We start from the raw sequence: 18,076 nt of genomic DNA on the forward strand, positions 1-18,076 counted from the left end.
CGGCACCAAACACAACCAAACCGTCATGTCATCGCTCCGAAGCAACTTTTCAAGCTTACCCGCACTGTCTCCGTATTTCCAAATCCGCCGGTTCCCACCGCCCCCGGGTCACGACCCATCCAGATGGATGGAGGGTGAACCCCGTTTGTGTGGTTGTCGGCCGACCAGATTCCTTCATCAGCGCGGATATAGACAGTAGCACCGGATCGCCCTGGATGTAAAACAGCTGTGGACCCCCCTCGGTGAGGAAGGTCCACAGCTGCTACGCCCGGCCGGACTCAGGAGCCGGCGGGCTTGAGGTACAGCACTCCCAGCGGCGGCACGCGGACGTCACCATAGGCGGGCTGCCCGTTGTGGGCGCCCTCCCGCGCGGTCACGTGCCCGTCGTTGCCCACACCCGAGCCGCCGAACTGCGCGGAGTCCGTGTTGAGGACCTCCGTCCACTCCCCCGCCCACGGCAGACCGACGCGGAACCCTTCGTGCGGGCCGCCTGCGAAGTTGGCGATGCAGACGAGCGGGTTGCCCTGGTGGTCCCACCGGATGAAGGAGAGGGTGTTGTGCTCGCCGTCGTTCTCGTCGATCCACTGGAAGCCGGCGGGCTCGTTGTCCCGTGCGTAGAGTGCAGGCGTCTCCCGGTAGATGGCGTTGAGCGATCGGACGAGTTCCTGCACACCCTTGTGGGACGGGGTGTCCGTCAGGTACCAGTCCAGGCTGTGCTGCTCGGCCCACTCCGCTTCCTGGGCGAACTCCGACCCCATGAAGATGAGCTGCTTGCCGGGGTGCGCCCACTGGAAGGCGAGGTAGGCCCGGACGTTGGCGAGCTGCTGCCACCGGTCACCCGGCATCTTACGCAGGAGCGATCCCTTGCCGTGGACCACCTCGTCGTGACTGATGGGCAGCATGAAGTTCTCGGTGTAGGCGTACACCATGGAGAACGTCGCCTTGCCGTGGTGGTGCACCCGGTTGATCGGGTCCTCGGAGATGTACTCGAGGGTGTCGTGCATCCAGCCCATGTTCCACTTGATGCCGAACCCGAGGCCGCCGCTGCTCGTGGGCCGGGTGACGCCGTCGAACGCCGTGGACTCCTCCGCGACCATGACGATGCCCGGCGCCCGCTTGTACGCCGTGGCGTTGACCTCCTGCAGGAACGAGATGGCCTCCAGGTTCTCCTGCCCGCCGAACTTGTTCGGCCGCCACTGGCCCTCTTCGCGGGAGTAGTTCAGGTAGAGCATCGAGGCGACGGCGTCGACGCGCAGTCCGTCGATGTGGAACTCCTCGAGCCAGTACAGGGCGTTCGCGACCAGGAAGTTGCGCACCTCCCGACGGCCGAAGTCGAAGATGAGGGTCCCCCAGTCCCGGTGCTCCCCGAGGAACGGGTCACCGTGCTCGTACAGCGTGCCGCCGTCGAAGTTGGCAAGGGCCCAGGCGTCCTTGGGGAAGTGGGCCGGGACCCAGTCCATGATGACGCCGATGCCGGCCTGGTGGAGGCGGTCCACCAGGTACTTGAAATCGTCGGGCGAACCGAAACGTGAGGTCGGCGCGAAGTACGACGTCACCTGGTACCCCCACGAGCCACCGAAGGGGTGCTCGGCGACGGGCATCAGCTCGACGTGCGTGAACCCCTGCCAGGACACGTACTCCGTGAGCTGCTCGGCGAGCTCCCGGTAGCTGAGGCCCTGGCGCCAGGAGCCGAGGTGCACCTCGTAGACGCTCATCGGGCCGTTGTGCGGGTCCCCGGCGGCGCGCGCGGCCATCCACTCGTCGTCGCCGAACGTGTAGCTCGACTCGACGACCTTCGACCCGGTCAGCGGCGGCACCTCGGTGCCGCGTGCCATGGGGTCCGCCTTCTCGCGCCACTGGCCGTCGCTGCCGAGGATCTTGAACTTGTAGCAGGTGTCCGCGCCGGCTCCCGGGATGAAGATCTCCCAGATTCCCGAGCTGCCGAGCGCACGCATCGCATTGACGCTGCCGTCCCAGCCGTTGAAGTCCCCCATGACCTGGACGGCGCGGGCGTTCGGTGCCCACACGGCGAAGGACACGCCCTCGATGTCGCCCAGGACCGACGAGTAGTGCCGGACGTGCGCGCCGAGGGCGGTCCACAGCGTCTCGTGCCGGCCCTCCCCGATCAGGTGCATGTCGATCTCGCCGAGCGTGGGCAGGAACCGGTACGGATCGTCCACGAGGACGGGATCCGCTTCGTAGGTCACCTCGAGCCGGTAATCGGGCACGTGGCCCGGGTTCTCCGCGGGCATGGCACCCACCCAGATGCCGTTGTGCTCGTGCGTCAGCTCCGTGCGTCCGGATGCCGTCACGACGACGACGGAGCGCGCGAGGCGGCGCAGCGTGCGGATGGTGACGGTGTCGTCGTCGGCCAGGTGCGCACCGAGGACGGCGTGCGGCTGGCGGTGGACGCCCTCCGAGACCTGCTGGAGCACGGACTGCTCGACGACCACCGGAACAGCGGCCGCCGTCGGGGCTTTCACGGGGGCGGCTGCTGGTGCATCGACCGCGGGCCTGCCCGGGGCGTTCGCACCCGAACCGTCGTTCTCGGCCGCGGCCGACACCTTCGCGGACGCCGTCGCGGCTGTGTCCGCGACCGCCTTGGCGGCCTTCTTCGCAACCTTCGCTGCCTTGCCCGCGATGGACTGCTCGCCGTTCTCGCCGGCGGATTTCTTCGGGGGGTTCATGTCTGCTGCTTTCGTTGCGTCGGCGGCGGGCTCAGCACCCAGTACACGGCGGACGTCCCGGACGGGCATCTCGACCCAGTCCGGCCTGTTGCGGATTTCGTAGACGACCTCGTAGAGGGCCTTGTCGAGCCAAAGAGCGCGGTAGAGGGCTCCCGAGGTGTCGACGGCGGAGCCGGACTCGTCGGAGTAGCCGGCGAGGAACGCGGCACGCGCTGCTGCGGACCACTGCTCGGTGACGTCGGCCTCGGGTGAGCCGGCAGGAGCCGGCCCGCGTGACGCCGCCGCGTACTCGAGGGAACGCACCATGCCCACGACGTCGCGGAGAGGGACGTCCGGGACGCTCCGCTCCTCGGTGGGCCGCAGGGGCTCGCCCTCGAAATCGATGATGAGCCAGGTGCCGTCCGGCGCCTGGAGGACCTGCCCGAGGTGCAGGTCGGCGTGGATGCGCTGCAACGGCGGGACGGCGTCGAGCTCCTCGACGCCACGCACGACGGCGTCGACCTCCGCCTGGAGGGGACCGACGGCGTCAGCCGCCTCCTCCCAGGCCCAGCGGATGCGGTGCGCGAGCGCCCGCCGGAACTCCTCCTGCTCCTCATCCGAGGCCTGCCTGCTACCGAAGGCGCCGTCGAGCTGCTGGTGGATCCGCGCGATCGCGCGGCCGAGCTCGCGGGACTCGTCGGAGAACTCGGTTCCCGAGGAGGCGGCGAGCGATGCGGTGCGCCACGCGTCGGTGCTGCCCTCGACGAAGTCGCGGAGGACGCTCACGTGTCCCGTGACGTGCCGGCCCGGCTCGCTGTGCGCCTGCTGCCAGGTCCCGGTGACCCACCCGTAGGTGTCGGGGGTGTCCGTGGAACCGCCCGCCGTGAGCCCGGCGCTGATCTGCACATCGGGGCTCTCGCCCGCCGCGAGGACGCGGAAGAACTTGACGATCATGGAGCCGGGCCCCGAGCCGTAGACCACGGAGGTGTTGGACTGCTCACCCTGCAGCACCTTCACGGGCTGCGATGCTCCGGGCCCCTGGCCCACGGGCTCCTTGATCAGGGTGCCGACCAGCCGTCCGTCGGCCGTAGAGCCGCCCTGCAGGATGAAGGACACCCACGCACGGACGAAATCGGGGTCGAACGTGGCGTCGTAGGCCCACCGGGAGCCGAGCTCGGGGTGATCGACCTTCCCGATGAGTCCCGCCGCGGCGTCGTCGAGTTCCTCGGTCCGATAGCTGATCGGGACACTCACGACATCCGTGCGCCGGCCGGACTCCACGGCGAGGAAGTGCACCTCGAAGCCGGCCAGGCCGGCCGGGTCCTCCAGCACCGTCCCGCCGACGACGGTGATGTCGACGGAGCGGCTCCTCGCCGGGAACCAGCGCTGGGCGGGAAGCCACTCGGAAAGGATCTCCGGGATGTAGGGAGTGTGGGACGTCATGACCGTGACCCCTCCGCGATGGCGATGACGGGCATCGCCTCGGTGTGCGGTGAGGCGGAGTTGGAGGTCGCGGAACGGACGCGCAGCCAGAAGAAGTCGTGGCTACCGAGCGTGAGTGTGATCTCGCCGTCGTCCGCGAACGCCGGGAAGATCGCGCCGCCGAACAGGTCGCGGAGCCCCCGTCCGGCGAACTCGGGCAGGCGCATCCGCGCCGCCACGGGGTGCTGCGACAGGTTGAAGATGCAGAGCACCGATTCCGCCTGCTCGCCCTCGGCGTTCGCGACGTCCACCTCGCGGAGGAAGGCCAACACGTTCTCGGACTCGACCGGGACATTGCGATAGCTGCCGAGGCCGAAGGCGGGGTGCGCCTTGCGGACGGCGAGCATCTGGCGGACCCAGTGCAGCAGCGAACTCGAGGTGGCCATCTGCGCCTCGACGTTCACGTGGTTGTAGTGGTAGACGAGCGACTGCACCACGGGGAGGTACAGCTTCCCGGGGTCCACCGGGGAGAACCCGGCATTGCGGTCCGGGTTCCACTGCATCGGGGTGCGCGACGCGTCGCGGTCCTCGAGCCAGATGTTGTCGCCCATGCCGATCTCGTCGCCGTAGTACAGGAACGGGCTGCCCGGGAGCGAGAGGAGCAGCGCGTGGATCAGCTCGACCTCCGCGCGGGAGTTGTCGAGAAGGGGCGAGAGCCTGCGACGGATACCCACGTTCGCCCGCATGCGCGGATCCGGTGCGTACCACCCGAGCATGGCCTCACGCTCCTCGTTGGTGACCATCTCGAGCGTCAGCTCGTCGTGGTTCCTGAGGAAGGTGCCCCACTGGGCGCCCGCGGGGATGTCGGGCGTGTCCTTCATGGTGTCGATGATGGGAGCGGCCTTCTGGTCCCGGAGGGCGTAGAACAGCCGCGGCATGATCGGGAAGTGGAAGGACATGTGGCACTCGGGGCCGTCCTCGTCACCGAAGTACTCGACGACCTCGTCCGGCATCTGGTTCGCCTCGGCGATGATGACACGGCCGGGATACTTCTCGTCGACCATGGCCCGGAGGCGCTTGAGGAACTCGTGCGTCTTCGGCAGGTTCTCGCAGTTGGTGCCCTCCTCCTCGAAGAGGTAGGGGATGGCGTCCGCGCGGAAGCCGTCGATGCCCTGGTCGAGCCAGAACTTCACGACGTCGAAGATGGCTTCCTGCACCTTGGGGTTCTCGAAGTTGAGGTCCGGCTGGTGGTCGAAGAACCGGTGCCAGAAGAACTGGCGCCGCACCGGGTCGAAGCTCCAGTTGGACTCCTCGGTGTCAACGAAGATGATGCGCGCGTCCTGGTACTTCTCGTCCGTGTCGCTCCAGACGTAGAAATCGCCGTAGGGGCCCTCGGGATCGCTGCGCGACTCCTGGAACCAGTGGTGCTGGTCCGAGGTGTGGTTCATGGGGAGATCGATGATGACGCGGACGCCGCGCGCGTGCGCCTCGGCCACGAGCCGCTTGAAGTCGCCGAGGGAACCGAACTCGTCCAGGACGTCGTAGTAGTCGGAGATGTCGTAGCCGCCGTCGCGCAGCGGGGACTTGAAGAACGGCGGCAGCCAGAGGCAGTCGACCCCCAGCCACTGCAGGTAGTCGAGCTTCTCGATCAGACCGGACAGATCGCCGGAGCCGTCCCCGTTCGCGTCGGCGAATCCACGGACCAGGGCCTCGTAGAACACCGCCTTGCGGTACCAGTGCGGGTCATGGGCCAGTCCCGGCGCGTTGAGCTGGAAGGGGTTGGGCACTAGTGCTGCCTCCTGATTGAAAGAACATGGGCGGGCTCGACGTGCGGGTCCAGCCTGACGTAGTTGTACTCGCCCCACCCGAAGGTCTGCCCCGTGATGAGGTCGTCCACCACGAACGTACCGTTCTCGTCGAAGTCCTCCGGCGCGAGCCCGAGCCGGGAGAGGTCGAGGGAGACCGTACTCTCCCGGGTACTGTGCGGGTCCACGTTCACGACCACGATGATCGTGTCCTTGCCCGCGGACGTCTCCTTGTGCTTGGCGAAAACCACCGTGTCGGGGTCCGTGCTGCCGTGGATGCTGAGGTTCTCGAGGTCCCCGAGTGCCGGGTGCGAGCGTCTGATGGTGTTCAGGCGCGCGATGAAGGGGGCGAGGGAGCGGCCCGCCGCCTCGGCCGCCGCGTAGTCACGGGGCCGGAACTGGAACTTCTCGTTGTCGATGTACTCCTCGGCTCCCGGCCGCGCGACGTGCTCGAAGAGTTCGTACCCCGAGTAGACACCCCACAGCGGGCTGGCCATGGACGCCAGGACCGCGCGGATCTTGAACGCCGCCGGCCCGCCGTACTGCAGGTACTCCGTGAGGATGTCCGGGGTGTTCACGAAGAAGTTCGGCCGGAAGTAGGACGGTGAGACCTTGCTGATCTCCGTGAAGTACTCCTCCAGCTCCGTCTTGGTGTTGCGCCAGGTGAAGTAGGAGTACGACTGCTGGAAGCCTGCACGGCCGAGAGCGTGCATCATCGGCGGACGGGTGAAGGCCTCGGCGAGGAAGATGACGTCGGGGTGCTGCGCGTTCACGCGGGCGATCAGCCACTCCCAGAACTGCACCGGCTTGGTGTGGGGGTTGTCGACGCGGAAGATCTTCACGCCGTGCCCCACCCACATCAGGGTGATCCGCAGGACCTCCTCGGCGAGACCCGTGGGGTCGTTGTCGAAGTTGATGGGGTAGATGTCCTGGTACTTCTTGGGCGGGTTCTCCGCGTACGCGATGGAACCGTCCACGCGCGTGGTGAACCACTCGGGGTGGCTCTGGACCCAGGGATGGTCGGGGGACGCCTGGAGGGCGAGGTCCAGCGCCACCTCGAGGCCGAGCTCGGCGGCCCGGGCGACGAACGCGTCGAAGTCCTCGAAGGTCCCGAGGTCGGGGTGGATGGCGTCGTGGCCTCCCTCAGCGGAACCGATGGCCCACGGTGAGCCGGGATCCGCGGGCCCGGCGACGAGCGTGTTGTTCGGGCCCTTGCGGTGTGCGCGGCCGATCGGGTGAATCGGAGGGAGATAGACGACGTCGAAGTTCATGGCCGCGACCGCATCGAGGCGCTTGGCCGCCTCACGGAAGTTCCCCGAGGTCCACTCGGCGGTGTCGGGGTTGTACGTCGCACCCTCCGAGCGCGGGAAGAACTCGTACCACGCGGCCTTTCCCGCGATCTCCCGCTCGACGTTGATGGGGAAGGGTTCGGACGACGTGACGAGCGTCCGAAGGGGCTGCCTGCCGATCGCCTCGTGGATCTCAACCGAGAGACCCGCGTCGAGGCGCGCCTCGACGCTCTGATCGGTGTCGGCCAGGGCCTTGGCCGTACGCCGGAAGAGCTGGGCGTCCGCCGGCGAGCGCTCCGCGGCGGCGCGGGTGAACAGCGCCGCACCCTCGGCCAGCATGAGGTCGACGTCGACGCCCGCTGCGATCTTGATCGTGGCGTCGTGCTCCCAGGTGCCGAAGACGTCCGACCACCCCTCGATGGTGAAGGTGTGGAGCCCCTCCGCCCGGGGGGTCAGCGTTCCGGCCCAGCGGTCGAGGCCGGAGCCGACCGGCGTCATGCGCACACGCTGCACCTCGACGCCCTGGGGGTCATGGAGGACCGCCGAGACGCCCAGCTGGTCGTGGCCCTCGCGGAACACGGTGGCTCCGATGGCGATATCCGCTCCGGGAATCCCCTTCGCGGGGAATGCACCACCCTCGACAACGGGACTGACCGCCGTGATGGGAATGCGTCCGAAGCGCAGGCCTTGCGGATAGGGGACGTGTCGGTTCTGATCACTAGTGGTCGTCACTTCTACGACGTTAGCGAGTAATGGTCCGAATTGCTAAGGGGGCTTCAGGTAACAGGAGGTCCATTCCGGCGTCATGCAAGCGTTTGCGTGGCGCGCTCTCCCCTCCCCGGAGCAAGTGCGCTAGCGTAACCGGGGTGAAGGCAATCCGTAGATTTACCGTCCGAACCGTCCTCCCCGAGAGCATTGCGCCGCTCGGAAAACTCGCGGGTAATCTGCGCTGGTCCTGGCACCTGCCGACCTCGCGCCTGTTCGAGGAGATCGATCCGGCAGCGTGGGAGGAGAGCGGGCACGACCCCATGTCCTTCCTCGGCTCCGTGACCCGCGAGAAGCTCCAGCAGCTCGCGGCGGACGAGAAGCTCGTGAAGCGCATCCAGGAGCTCGGCGCCGATCTCGATGCCTACCTGACGAAGCCGCGCTGGTACCAGGGCCTCGGCGAGGACGCACCCCGCTGCATCGCCTACTTCTCCCCCGAGTACGGCATCAGCGCCGTGCTCCCCCAGTACTCCGGCGGTCTCGGGATCCTCGCGGGCGATCACCTGAAGTCCGCCTCGGACCTCGGCGTGCCCCTCATCGGCGTCGGGCTCCTCTACCAGGCCGGCTACTTCAAGCAGTCCCTCTCCCGTGATGCGTGGCAGCAGGAGACCTACCCGGTCCTCGACCCGGACGGCCTGCCCCTCACGCTGCTGCGCGAGGAGGACGGGACAGCCGCGACGGTGGTACTGCCCCTGCCGAACGGCCGCCAGCTGTCCGCGCACATCTGGCGCGCCGACGTCGGCCGCGTGCCCCTCCTGCTCCTCGACTCCAACGTGGCCGAGAACGACGAGGCCGCACGCAACGTCACCGACCGCCTTTACGGCGGTGGCGGCGACCAGCGCCTGCAGCAGGAACTCCTCCTCGGGATGGGCGGGGTCAAGGCCCTGCGCATCTTCGAGCGCCTCACCGGTACGCCCACCCCGGAGGTGTTCCACACCAACGAGGGCCACGCCGGCTTCCTCGGGATCGAGCGCATCCGCGAGCTCATGGACCCGTCCAACGAGTCCCCCATGAGCTGGGAGGAAGCCCTCACCGCGGGTCGCGCCTCCACCGTGTTCACCACCCACACTCCGGTCCCTGCAGGTATCGACCGCTTCGACCGCTCGCAGATCGAGCACTTCTTCCACGCAGGGCTCGCGCCGTCGGTCCCCACCGACCGGGTGCTCGCCCTCGGCGCCGAGAACTACGACGACGGCGACCCCTCGAAGTTCAACATGGCCGTCATGGGTCTTCGCCTGGCGCAGCGCGCGAACGGCGTGGCCAAGCTGCACGGTGAGGTCTCGCGCGGCATGTTCTCCGGGCTCTGGCCGGGGTTCGACACACGCGAGGTACCCATCTCCTCGGTGACCAACGGCGTGCACGTGCCCAGCTGGGTCGATCCCGAGATCGCGGACTTCGCGCTGGAGAACTTCGGCGCCGACTCGATCCTCGATCCCCAGTGGAGCAAGGTGTACGACGTCCCGGACACGGACATCTGGGCCCTGCGCCGTCGGCTCCGCTCCAACCTCGTGGACGACGTGCGACGTCGCTTGCGCGCCTCGTGGAAGACGCGTGGTGCCGCCGACGCCGAGCTGACGTGGACGGACTCCGTGCTCGATCCCGACGTCCTCACGATCGGCTTCGCCCGGCGCGTGCCGACCTACAAGCGCCTCACGCTCATGCTGCGCAACCCCGAGCGCCTCAAGGCCCTCCTGCTGCACCCCGAGCACCCGATCCAGCTCGTGATCGCCGGGAAGTCGCACCCGGCCGACGAGCAGGGCAAGCGCATGATCCAGGACCTGGTCCGGTTCACCGACGACCCCGAGGTGCGTCACCGCATCGTCTTCCTCCCCAACTACGACATCGCGATGGCCCTGACGCTCTTCCCCGGCTGCGACGTCTGGCTGAACAACCCGCTGCGCCCCCTCGAGGCCTGTGGGACCTCCGGGATGAAGGCCGCCATCAACGGTGGCCTCAACCTCTCGGTCCTCGACGGCTGGTGGGACGAGATGTACGACGGCGACAACGGCTGGGCGATCCCGACCGCGAACAATGGCGCCTCCGCCGACGAGCGGGACGACATCGAGGCCTCCGCGCTGTACGACCTCCTCGAGACGCAGGTGGGCCCGCGCTTCTACTCCCTGGTCCCGGCCGATGGAGCCGGGGCGGCCGGCCCGTCCGAACCGTCGCGCGACGGCGTTCCCCACCAGTGGATCGCGATGATCAAGCACACGATGGCCACCCTCGGCCCCGCGGTGTCCGCCGAGCGGATGCTGCAGGACTACGTGGAGAAGCTGTACCGGCCCGCCTGGCGCGCCGGTCAGGAAGCCGCGGCCGACCACTTCTCCTCGGCGAAGAGGACCGCGGCCTGGCGCTCGAGGGTGCAGGGCAGCTGGCCCGCCGTGCAGGTGGAGCACGTCGACTCCACCGGCGTCTCGGAGGACCCGCAGATCGGGGACTCGCTCACCGTGAACGCGTACGTGGCACTCGGTGGCCTGAACCCCGACGACGTGTCGGTGGAGGTCGTCTACGGACGGGCACATGACAGTGACGAGCTCAGTGAGGTGACCGCCGAGGACCTCTCCATGGCGGAGAACCTCGGTAGCGGCCGCTACCTGTTCACCGGAGGTATCCGGATCGACCACTCAGGGTCCTTCGGATACACCGTGCGGGTGCTGCCGAAGCACGTGACACTCGCCACGAAGGCCGAACTGGGACTGGTCGTCAACGCCTGATCCGCCTCGCCCCTACGATGAAGCCCGGGACCACGGTCCCGGGCTTCGTCGTGTGACGGCGTGTGTGGACGCGACGTCGGAGGCCGCTGCGCGGTCAGCAGCTGTAGGTACGGAGCGAGACCGCCTGCACGGTGTCGGGTTCACCGGACCGGCGCCGTACCGGTTCCGAGGCGTCAGCAGGGTCATCGGTTTCGGCGGTGTCAGCGCCATCAGCGGTATCGCTGATGGCTGCGGAGTCGAAGGTGAGCCTGAAGGAACGGGGGCGTGCGCCCTCGACACCCTGCCCTAACAGGACCCATGCGGAGGGCAGGTGGATCCGGACGTCCTCGAGGGAGCCGTTCATCACCACCAGACCGTTGATGGAGCCGTCCCTGGAGCCGAGCAGGAGCTGCACGGTCCGGGTGGCGGGGTTGTTCCACTCCTCCGCCGTCATGGGCAGGCCGGCCGCGTTGAACCACAGGAGGGTCGACTGGTCCACGCGGGACGGGAACGTGGCCGGTTGCGCACCGAGGAAGTCGCGCCGGATGGACAGGAGTGTGCGCGTGGCCTCCAGCATGCGCAGCGCGGCGCCGTCCCGGGGCCAGTGCACCCAGGCGAGCTCGTTGTCCTGGCAGTAGGCGTTGTTGTTGCCCCGCTGCGTGCGTCCGAACTCGTCGCCGGCGGTCAGCATCGGCACGCCGAGCGAGATCAGCAGCGACGCCATGATGTTGCGGGAACTCCGCTCCCGCGCAAGGAGCACCTCCGGATCCTTCGAAGGGCCCTCCACGCCGTGGTTGTAGCTCCTGTTGTCCCCGTGGCCGTCCCGGTTGTGCTCTCCGTTGGCCTCGTTGTGCTTGTCCTCGTAGGCCACGAGGTCCGCGAGCGTGAAGCCGTCGTGCGCCGTGACGAGGTTGACGGAGGCGAGGGGGCTGCGGCCCGAGGCGCCGAAGGTGTCCGCCGATCCGGCCAGGCAACCCGCGAGGCGGGCAGGGGACGACGCCGCGCCGCCCGCAGCGAGCGACTTCACGTCGCCCAGCCAGAAATCGCGCACCGTGTCGCGGAAACCGTCGTTCCAATCCGCCCAGCCCACCGGGAAGCGCCCCGTCTGCCAGCCCTCCGGGCCGATGTCCCATGGCTCCGCGATCAACTTGGTGCCGCTCAGCGCCTTCGACGCTCCCGCGGCCACGAGGAAGGGGTGCCTGGGTGTGAAGCGGTTGTTCTCGTCGCGCGAGAGCGTGACCGCGAGGTCGAAACGGAAACCGTCCACGCCGCATTCCTCGACCCAGTACCGGAGCGAGTCCAGAGCCATCCCGACCACGCGGGACTTCGAGAAGTCGAGGCTGTTACCGCAGCCGGTGGTGTCCACGTACCGGCCGTCGTCGTCGTGCCGGTAGTAGTCCGTGTCACCGAGGCCGCGCCAGCACAGCGCGGGGCGGCCCTGCTCGCCCTCCCCCGTGTGGTTGTACACGACGTCGAGGATGACCTCGAGACCGGCCTCGTGCAGCGTGCGGACCATCGACTTGAACTCGTCGAGCACCGCTGCGGGGCCCGCCGCCCTCGCCGCCGCCGTCGCGTAGTCCGTGTGTGCGGAGAAGAAGCCGAGCGTGTTGTAGCCCCAGTAGTTCGTGAGGCCGAGCGGTCCGAGGTGCGGTTCGTCGATGTGGAAGTGGACGGGGAGGAGCTCCACGGCCGTGACACCGAGGTCGCGGAGGTACCCCGTCATGGCGGGGTGCGCCAGGCCGGCGTAGGTCCCGCGGAGTTCCTCGGGGATGTCCGGGTGCAGCTTCGTGAGGCCCTTGACGTGCGCCTCGTAGATGACGGTGTCGCGCCACGGGGTCCGTGGGTGTGCGGACCCTCCCCAGTCGAAGGTGTGCTCGAGGAACACCGAGTAGTAGACGGTCGTCGTGCCGTCCGCAGCATCGGCAGCATCGATCGTCTCGATGGCCCGCGCGTACGGATCCAGGAGGAGCTGCGCGGAGCCGGCGGCACCCGGCAGGCCCTTGCCCGTGGGCCAGAACGCATAGAGCGCCCCCGGCGCCACGGGGCCGACGACGCCGTGGTGCACGCCGCCGTCGAGCCCCACGAGGGTGTCGGAGGTCCAGGAACCGTCCTCACGCCGCCAGTGCACGTCCATGGACGCGATGCCGGGAGCCCATACCGCGGCGTTGGCGTGGCTGTCCACGCCCCAGGCGTTCCTGATGGCGTGGAGCCCCAGGGGGAACTCGCGGGAGGCGTGGGGCAGCGAGTGGACGAACTGCGTCATGGTGCCGGTCAGGCCGATCGCTGACGGGAGATCTCGTAGAGCGAGATACCCACCGCCATGGACGCATTGAGCGACTCCATGGCGGAGTCGATGGGGATGGAGACGATCTGGTCGCAGTTCTCCCGCACCAGCCGGGACAGGCCCTTGCCCTCGGAACCGACGACGAGGCAGATGGGGTCCCGTCCGAGGGTGAGCTCGGGCAGCGAGACGTCGCCGTCGCCGTCGAGCCCGAGGACGAAGATGCCCTTCTCCTTCATCGACTTCAACGCCGAGTTCAGGTTGCCCACCCGGGCGACCGGCACGCGCACGGCCGCACCCGCGCTGGTCTTCCAGGCCGACGCCGTGACGCCGACGGACCGGCGCTCCGGCACGATCACACCATGGCTGCTGAACGCGGACGCCGATCGGATGATGGCCCCGAGGTTGCGGGGGTCGGTGATGCCGTCGAGGGCGACGAACAGCGGGGCGTTACCGATGTGGCCCCGGCGGTACCGCTCGATCGTCGCGTCCACGAGGTCGATGGCATCCGCGTACTCGTAGGGAGGGATCTGCAGCATGAGGCCCTGGTGCACCGCGCCGTCGGTCATGCGGTCGAGCTCCTGCTTGCCCGTCTCCATGACGGGGATGCCGCGCTCGGCGGCCATCTTCAGCGACTCCCGCACGCGGTCGTCCATCTCGATGCGGATGGCGACGTGCAGGGCCTTCGCGGGGATCCCGGCGCGCAGCGCCTCGACCACGGAGTTGCGGCCGGTGACGACCTCCTCGGCCGCCTTCCCCTTCGTGCGGCCGGTGCCGGCACCCTTGCCGCCCGCGCGCTTGGCGGCGGAGCGCTCGGCGAGCTCCTTGCTCTTGTACGCCTTGTGGTACGGGCGATCCTCGGCCTTGGGCGTGGGGCCCCGACCTTCGAGCGACTGCCGGCCGTGTCCGCCCGTGCCGATCGAGGGGCCCTTCTTCGTCTTGCGAACCGCGCCTGGGCGACCGTGAGTGGCCATGGAGAAACACCTTTGAATAGGGGAAGAGTAGCCCCCAGTTTACGCGGCGCCCGTCACCCTCCGGAATGGGTGTCCGAGAGGGACCACCGGACGCCGTCCGCGGCGTCCTCCAGTGTGATGCCCGCCGCGGCGAGCGAGTCCCTGATCGCGTCGGCCCGGGACCAGTCGCGGGCCGCGCGCGCTGCACTCCGCTCGGCGATCCGGTCGGCGATCAGCACGTCCAGCGCGTGCGTCAGGCCGGTCTCCGCCGCCCCGCCGTCGGCCGAGCCGGCGTCGTCGAGTCCGAGGACGCCCGTCATGGCGACGACGGCCGCGAGGCACTCGCGCACCGCGTCGTCGTCCTGCGCCGTCAGGGCGGTGTTGCCGGTCCGCACCGTGGTGTGGAGGACGGCGAGCGCCTGCGGCACGTTGAGGTCGTCGTCCATCGCCTCGGCGAAGGGTCCGGGCAGATCCGCGGTGAGCACGGGTCCGCGCACCGGTGCTCCGACGCGGGCGGACGCTTTCGCGATGAAGCCGTCGATCCGCGCCACGGCGGACCCGGCTTCCTGCAGGGACGTCTCGCGGTAGTCGAGGACCGAGCGGTAGTGGGCCTGGCCGAGGTAGTAGCGGACCACGCGCGGGCCGGCGGCGGCGATCATCTCCTCGGGGCTCACGGTGTTGCCGAGGGACTTCGACATCTTCTCCCCGCGGTAGGTCACCATCCCGTTGTGCATCCAGAAGCGTGCGAACGCGTGGCCCGCGGCCTGCGACTGCGCCATCTCGTTCTCGTGGTGCGGGAAGCGCAGATCGAGTCCGCCACCGTGGATGTCGAACTCCGTACCCAGGTACTTCGTGACCATGCTCGAGCACTCGAGGTGCCACCCGGGACGCCCCGCACCCCAGGGGCTGGCCCACGAGGCGGTCGCGGGGTCCGTCTCCTTCGATCCCTTCCACAGGGCGAAGTCCCGGGGATCCTTCTTGCCGCGGGGGTCGGCATCCGGCGCCGCCTGCATGTCGTCGATGTCCTGGCGCGTCAGGCTGCCGTAGGACGGCCAGGAGCGGACGTCGAAGTAGACGTCCCCGGACGCGTCGGGGGCGGGGTAGGCGTGGCCGCGGTCGATCAGCAGCTGGATCAGGGCGTGCATCTCCGGGATGTGCCCGGTGGCCCGCGGCTCATACGTGGGTCGCCGGACCCCGAGCGCCGCGTAGGCGCGGTGGAACGCCTGCTCGAACCGGTAGGCCAGGGCCCACCACTCCTCCTCGGGCACCACTCCGGGTACCTGCTCCGCGCCGGCGCGGAAGGACTCCTCGGACTTCGCGAGGATCTTGTCGTCGATGTCCGTGACGTTCCGGACCACGGTCACGCGGAGTCCGCTCGCCTCGAGCCAGCGGGTCAGCTGGTCGAAGGCGATGGCCGAGCGGACGTGGCCCACGTGCGGCATGCCCTGCACCGTGGCCCCGCAGTAGTAGAGGCTCACCCGACCCGGCTGGAGGGGTTCGAAGGCGCGCACCTCGGCGCGGGCGGTGTCATGGAATCGCAGGCTCACCGGTCCAGATTACCCGGCGGTCGAGGGCCCGCCCGGAGCATCACCGGGGTGCACGCGGACGACGACGGCGGTGGCGACGGCCGCGACACCCTCGCCCCTGCCGGTCAGCCCCAGTCCGTCGGTGGTGGTCGCCGAGATGCTCACGGGCGCGCGGGCGGCGTCGGACAGCACAGCCTCCGCCTCGGCCCTGCGGGGCCCGAACGTGGGCCGGTTGCCGATGAGCTGGACCGCGACGTTCCCGATCTCGAAGCCCGCCGCCCGGACGATGGCTGCTGCCGCCGCCAGGAGCGTGTGCCCGGACGCTCCGGCGTACTCGGGGCGGTCGGTGCCGAAGTGGGTTCCGAGGTCACCGACGCCGGCCGCGGAGAACAGGGCGTCCGCCGCCGCGTGCGCCACCACGTCGCCGTCGGAGTGCCCGGACAGCCCGCGCTCCCCCTCCCACAGCAGACCTCCGAGCCACAGCGGCGAGGGGTCCCCCTCCCCGGCGTAGGCGTGCACGTCCGTGCCGATACCGATGCGCGGGAGAGGTGTCCGGTCCGGCATGGGTGCTCCTCGTGATGGTGCGGGTCGGGTGGCACCGGCGAGCACTGCTTCGGCGACGGTGAGATCGAGCGGGGTGGTGACCTTGAAGGCGAGCGGGTGGCCGTCGACGACGCGCACCGTGGCGCCGACCGCCTCCATGAGCATGGCGTCGTCGGTGACGCCGGCGTGGTCCGAGGCCGGGTGGGCGTGGGCCGCCCGCAGCGCGGCGACGTCGAACCCCTGCGGGGTCTGGACCGCGCGCAGGCCCGCGCGCTCGGGTGTGCTCGTGACGACGTCGCCCGTCACGACCTTCACGGTGTCCACCACAGGGAGGACGGGCACGACGGCGTCCGCTCCCTCGCGGACGGCATCGGCGACGCGGCGGAACACCTCCGCGGGGGTGAGCGCGCGAGCGGCGTCGTGCACGAGGACGACTGCCGTGCGCTCGGGGAGGACGTCGAGGCCCGCACGCACGGAGTCGCTCCGGGTGGCTCCGCCCGGTACGGCGACCACCCCGCCGTGCAGACGCGCCGCACGTTCGACGACCGCGGTCAGGAGGGCGTCCCCGGGAGGGATCACCACCACGACGGCGGACGCCACACCGGCGTCGAGGACGGCGCTCAGCGCGTGGTCGAGCAGGGTGCGCCCGGCGCACAGGACCCGCGCCTTCGGGATGCCGTGCCCCAGCCGTTGTCCCGAACCGGCGGCGACGATGACGACGCCTACGTCTGCGGGCGGGTCGTCGCGGTTCTCGGGCATTCCGTCACCCTATGACAGGCACACGAAAAAGAGGGACCCGAAAGTCCCTCTCCCCGTGCTGCCTGCTACCCCCGCGTGCACGAGGTCCGTTCGCCTAGGAGGCGAGGACCTCGTCGAGGACGGTTGCGGCCTTCTCCTCGTCGGTCTTCTCGGCGAGCGCGAGCTCCGAGATCAGGATCTGCCGCGCCTTGGCGAGCATTCTCTTCTCCCCTGCCGACAGACCGCGGTCGTGGTCGCGGCGCCAGAGATCCCGGACCACTTCCGCGACCTTGATGACGTCGCCCGAGGCGAGCTTCTCCAGGTTCGCCTTGTAACGACGTGACCAGTTGGTCGGCTCCTCGGTGAACTCGGCCCGGAGGACGTCGAACACGTGCTCGAGGCCTTCCTTGCCGACGACGTCCCGGACCCCTACGAGATCGACGTTCTCTGCTGGTACCTCTATTGTCAGATCGCCCTGAGCCACCTTGAGCTTGAGATACATCTTCTCTTCGCCCTTGACGGTGCGCATCTTGATCTCTTCGATCTTCGCGGCACCGTGGTGCGGGTAAACAACTGTTTCGCCAACCTCAAAAACCATGTGGACATTCCCCTTTCCCGCCGGTCAGTTTATCACGGGAACGACACGCCGATGCCGCGTTCTCGCAGGTCAGACGGCCTGAACAGCTCCAATTGACTATCCTTCGCCCCTTGACGGGAAGCCCTCGAGGTGATCCGGGTCTCCTCCTCGGACGAGGAACGGCACCACCTTCGGGCGGGGTTGCCGATAGTCTGGTGGCTAGGTCCACCCCGGATTCCGCATCAGTCCCGCCTGTAGAACCCCAGGAGTTTGCGCTGTGAAGAACGCACCCAAGAACCGAGTGCAGCCGGCCGTCGCTGCCGGCGCCGTCGTGATGATGCTGGGTGTCTCCGGCTGCAGTTTCACGGCCGAGCAGTTCACGGCGAACCCGTACGCGCCGTCGGACGGGATCGTGAAGGACCTGGGGCCCGTGCTGCTGCGCAACATCCTCGTGGTGGGCCGCGACGACGAGACCGCCGGGCGCCTGGTCGGGACGGTGTTCAACACGAGCGACGAACCCGTGGACCTGACCATCACGGCCGGTGGAGCAGCCACCGACATCACCATCGAGGGCCAGGGCCAGTACCGGTTCGAGGACGAGACGAGCGATGACGCGACACTCGAGGGCCTCGACGACAGCCCGGGCTCCCTGATCGACGTGGACTTCGAGACCGAGGGTGAACAGGCCGTCTTCCAGGTGCCCGTGCTCGACGGCACCCTCGAGGAGTACCGCGAGTACGTCCCCGGCGGCTACACCCCGCGACCGAGCGAACCCGCCGCGACCGAGGAAGCGGAGGGCGAGGGCGAGTAGTCCTCCC

10 protein-coding genes are annotated in these 18,076 nt (G+C 69.0%); 2 read left to right on the plus strand and 8 right to left on the minus strand.

All coding sequences use genetic code 11. The features are described from left to right. Nucleotides 1-278: 278 nt before the first annotated feature. From glgB to AC4D12_RS15375, 3 genes are read right to left on the minus strand one after another with little or no spacing between them, the layout of a single operon-like run. Nucleotides 279-4,109, minus strand: coding sequence for a 1,4-alpha-glucan branching protein GlgB (gene glgB / locus AC4D12_RS15365; RefSeq protein WP_490950831.1), 3,831 nt, complete (start codon nt 4,107-4,109; stop codon nt 279-281). Continuing rightward, a complete protein-coding gene (gene treS, locus AC4D12_RS15370; RefSeq protein WP_490950832.1) occupies nt 4,106-5,875 on the minus strand; it encodes a maltose alpha-D-glucosyltransferase in 1,770 nt (589 codons plus the stop codon). The genes glgB and treS overlap by 4 nt, the downstream gene beginning before the upstream one ends. Further along, a complete protein-coding gene (locus AC4D12_RS15375; RefSeq protein WP_490950833.1) occupies nt 5,875-7,914 on the minus strand; it encodes an alpha-1,4-glucan--maltose-1-phosphate maltosyltransferase in 2,040 nt (679 codons plus the stop codon). The genes treS and AC4D12_RS15375 overlap by 1 nt, the downstream gene beginning before the upstream one ends. A 134-nt stretch (nt 7,915-8,048) precedes the next feature. Here AC4D12_RS15375 and glgP point away from each other — a divergent pair, with 134 nt between their 5' ends. Then, nucleotides 8,049-10,661: an alpha-glucan family phosphorylase gene (gene glgP, locus AC4D12_RS15380; protein ID WP_490950834.1), complete on the plus strand. Its 2,613-nt coding sequence runs from the start codon at nt 8,049-8,051 to the stop codon at nt 10,659-10,661. Between the two features lie 94 nt (nt 10,662-10,755). On the opposite strand, the gene glgX is transcribed toward glgP, so the two are convergent. The 5 genes from glgX to AC4D12_RS15405 all read right to left on the minus strand — a co-directional run bounded on the left by glgX (nt 10,756) and on the right by AC4D12_RS15405 (nt 17,279). Continuing rightward, a complete protein-coding gene (glgX, locus tag AC4D12_RS15385; protein ID WP_490950835.1) occupies nt 10,756-12,903 on the minus strand; it encodes a glycogen debranching protein GlgX in 2,148 nt (715 codons plus the stop codon). A gap of 8 nt (nt 12,904-12,911) precedes the next feature. Beyond that, nucleotides 12,912-13,895, minus strand: coding sequence for a 23S rRNA (guanosine(2251)-2'-O)-methyltransferase RlmB (gene rlmB / locus AC4D12_RS15390; protein WP_490950836.1), 984 nt, complete (start codon nt 13,893-13,895; stop codon nt 12,912-12,914). A 53-nt stretch (nt 13,896-13,948) separates the two neighbouring features. Continuing rightward, nucleotides 13,949-15,421 (minus strand): cysteine--tRNA ligase, encoded by a 1,473-nt coding sequence (cysS, locus tag AC4D12_RS15395; RefSeq protein ID WP_490950837.1) that lies wholly within the window; start codon nt 15,419-15,421, stop codon nt 13,949-13,951. 9 nt (nt 15,422-15,430) lie between these two features. Further along, a complete protein-coding gene (gene ispD / locus AC4D12_RS15400) occupies nt 15,431-16,702 on the minus strand; it encodes a 2-C-methyl-D-erythritol 4-phosphate cytidylyltransferase (RefSeq protein ID WP_490950838.1) in 1,272 nt (423 codons plus the stop codon). A 94-nt stretch (nt 16,703-16,796) separates the two neighbouring features. Beyond that, nucleotides 16,797-17,279 carry a CarD family transcriptional regulator gene (locus tag AC4D12_RS15405; protein ID WP_026545321.1) on the minus strand — a complete coding sequence of 161 codons (483 nt, stop codon included), beginning with the start codon at nt 17,277-17,279 and terminating at the stop codon, nt 16,797-16,799. Between the two features lie 256 nt (nt 17,280-17,535). Here AC4D12_RS15405 and AC4D12_RS15410 point away from each other — a divergent pair, with 256 nt between their 5' ends. Next, on the plus strand, nt 17,536-18,069 hold the full coding sequence (locus AC4D12_RS15410) for a hypothetical protein (protein ID WP_490950839.1): 534 nt from the start codon (nt 17,536-17,538) through the stop codon (nt 18,067-18,069). Nucleotides 18,070-18,076 lie beyond the last annotated feature (7 nt).

The organism is Arthrobacter sp. TJ-266, from assembly GCF_058269115.1.

Coding starts and splice junctions, on each gene's coding strand:
- ispD (WP_490950838.1), bottom strand. CDS start 16,702: ATGCCCGAGAACCGCGACGACCCGCCCGCAGACGTAGGCGTCGTCATC.
- AC4D12_RS15405 (WP_026545321.1), bottom strand. CDS start 17,279: ATGGTTTTTGAGGTTGGCGAAACAGTTGTTTACCCGCACCACGGTGCC.
- glgB (WP_490950831.1), bottom strand. CDS start 4,109: ATGACGTCCCACACTCCCTACATCCCGGAGATCCTTTCCGAGTGGCTT.
- glgX (WP_490950835.1), bottom strand. CDS start 12,903: ATGACGCAGTTCGTCCACTCGCTGCCCCACGCCTCCCGCGAGTTCCCC.
- rlmB (WP_490950836.1), bottom strand. CDS start 13,895: ATGGCCACTCACGGTCGCCCAGGCGCGGTTCGCAAGACGAAGAAGGGC.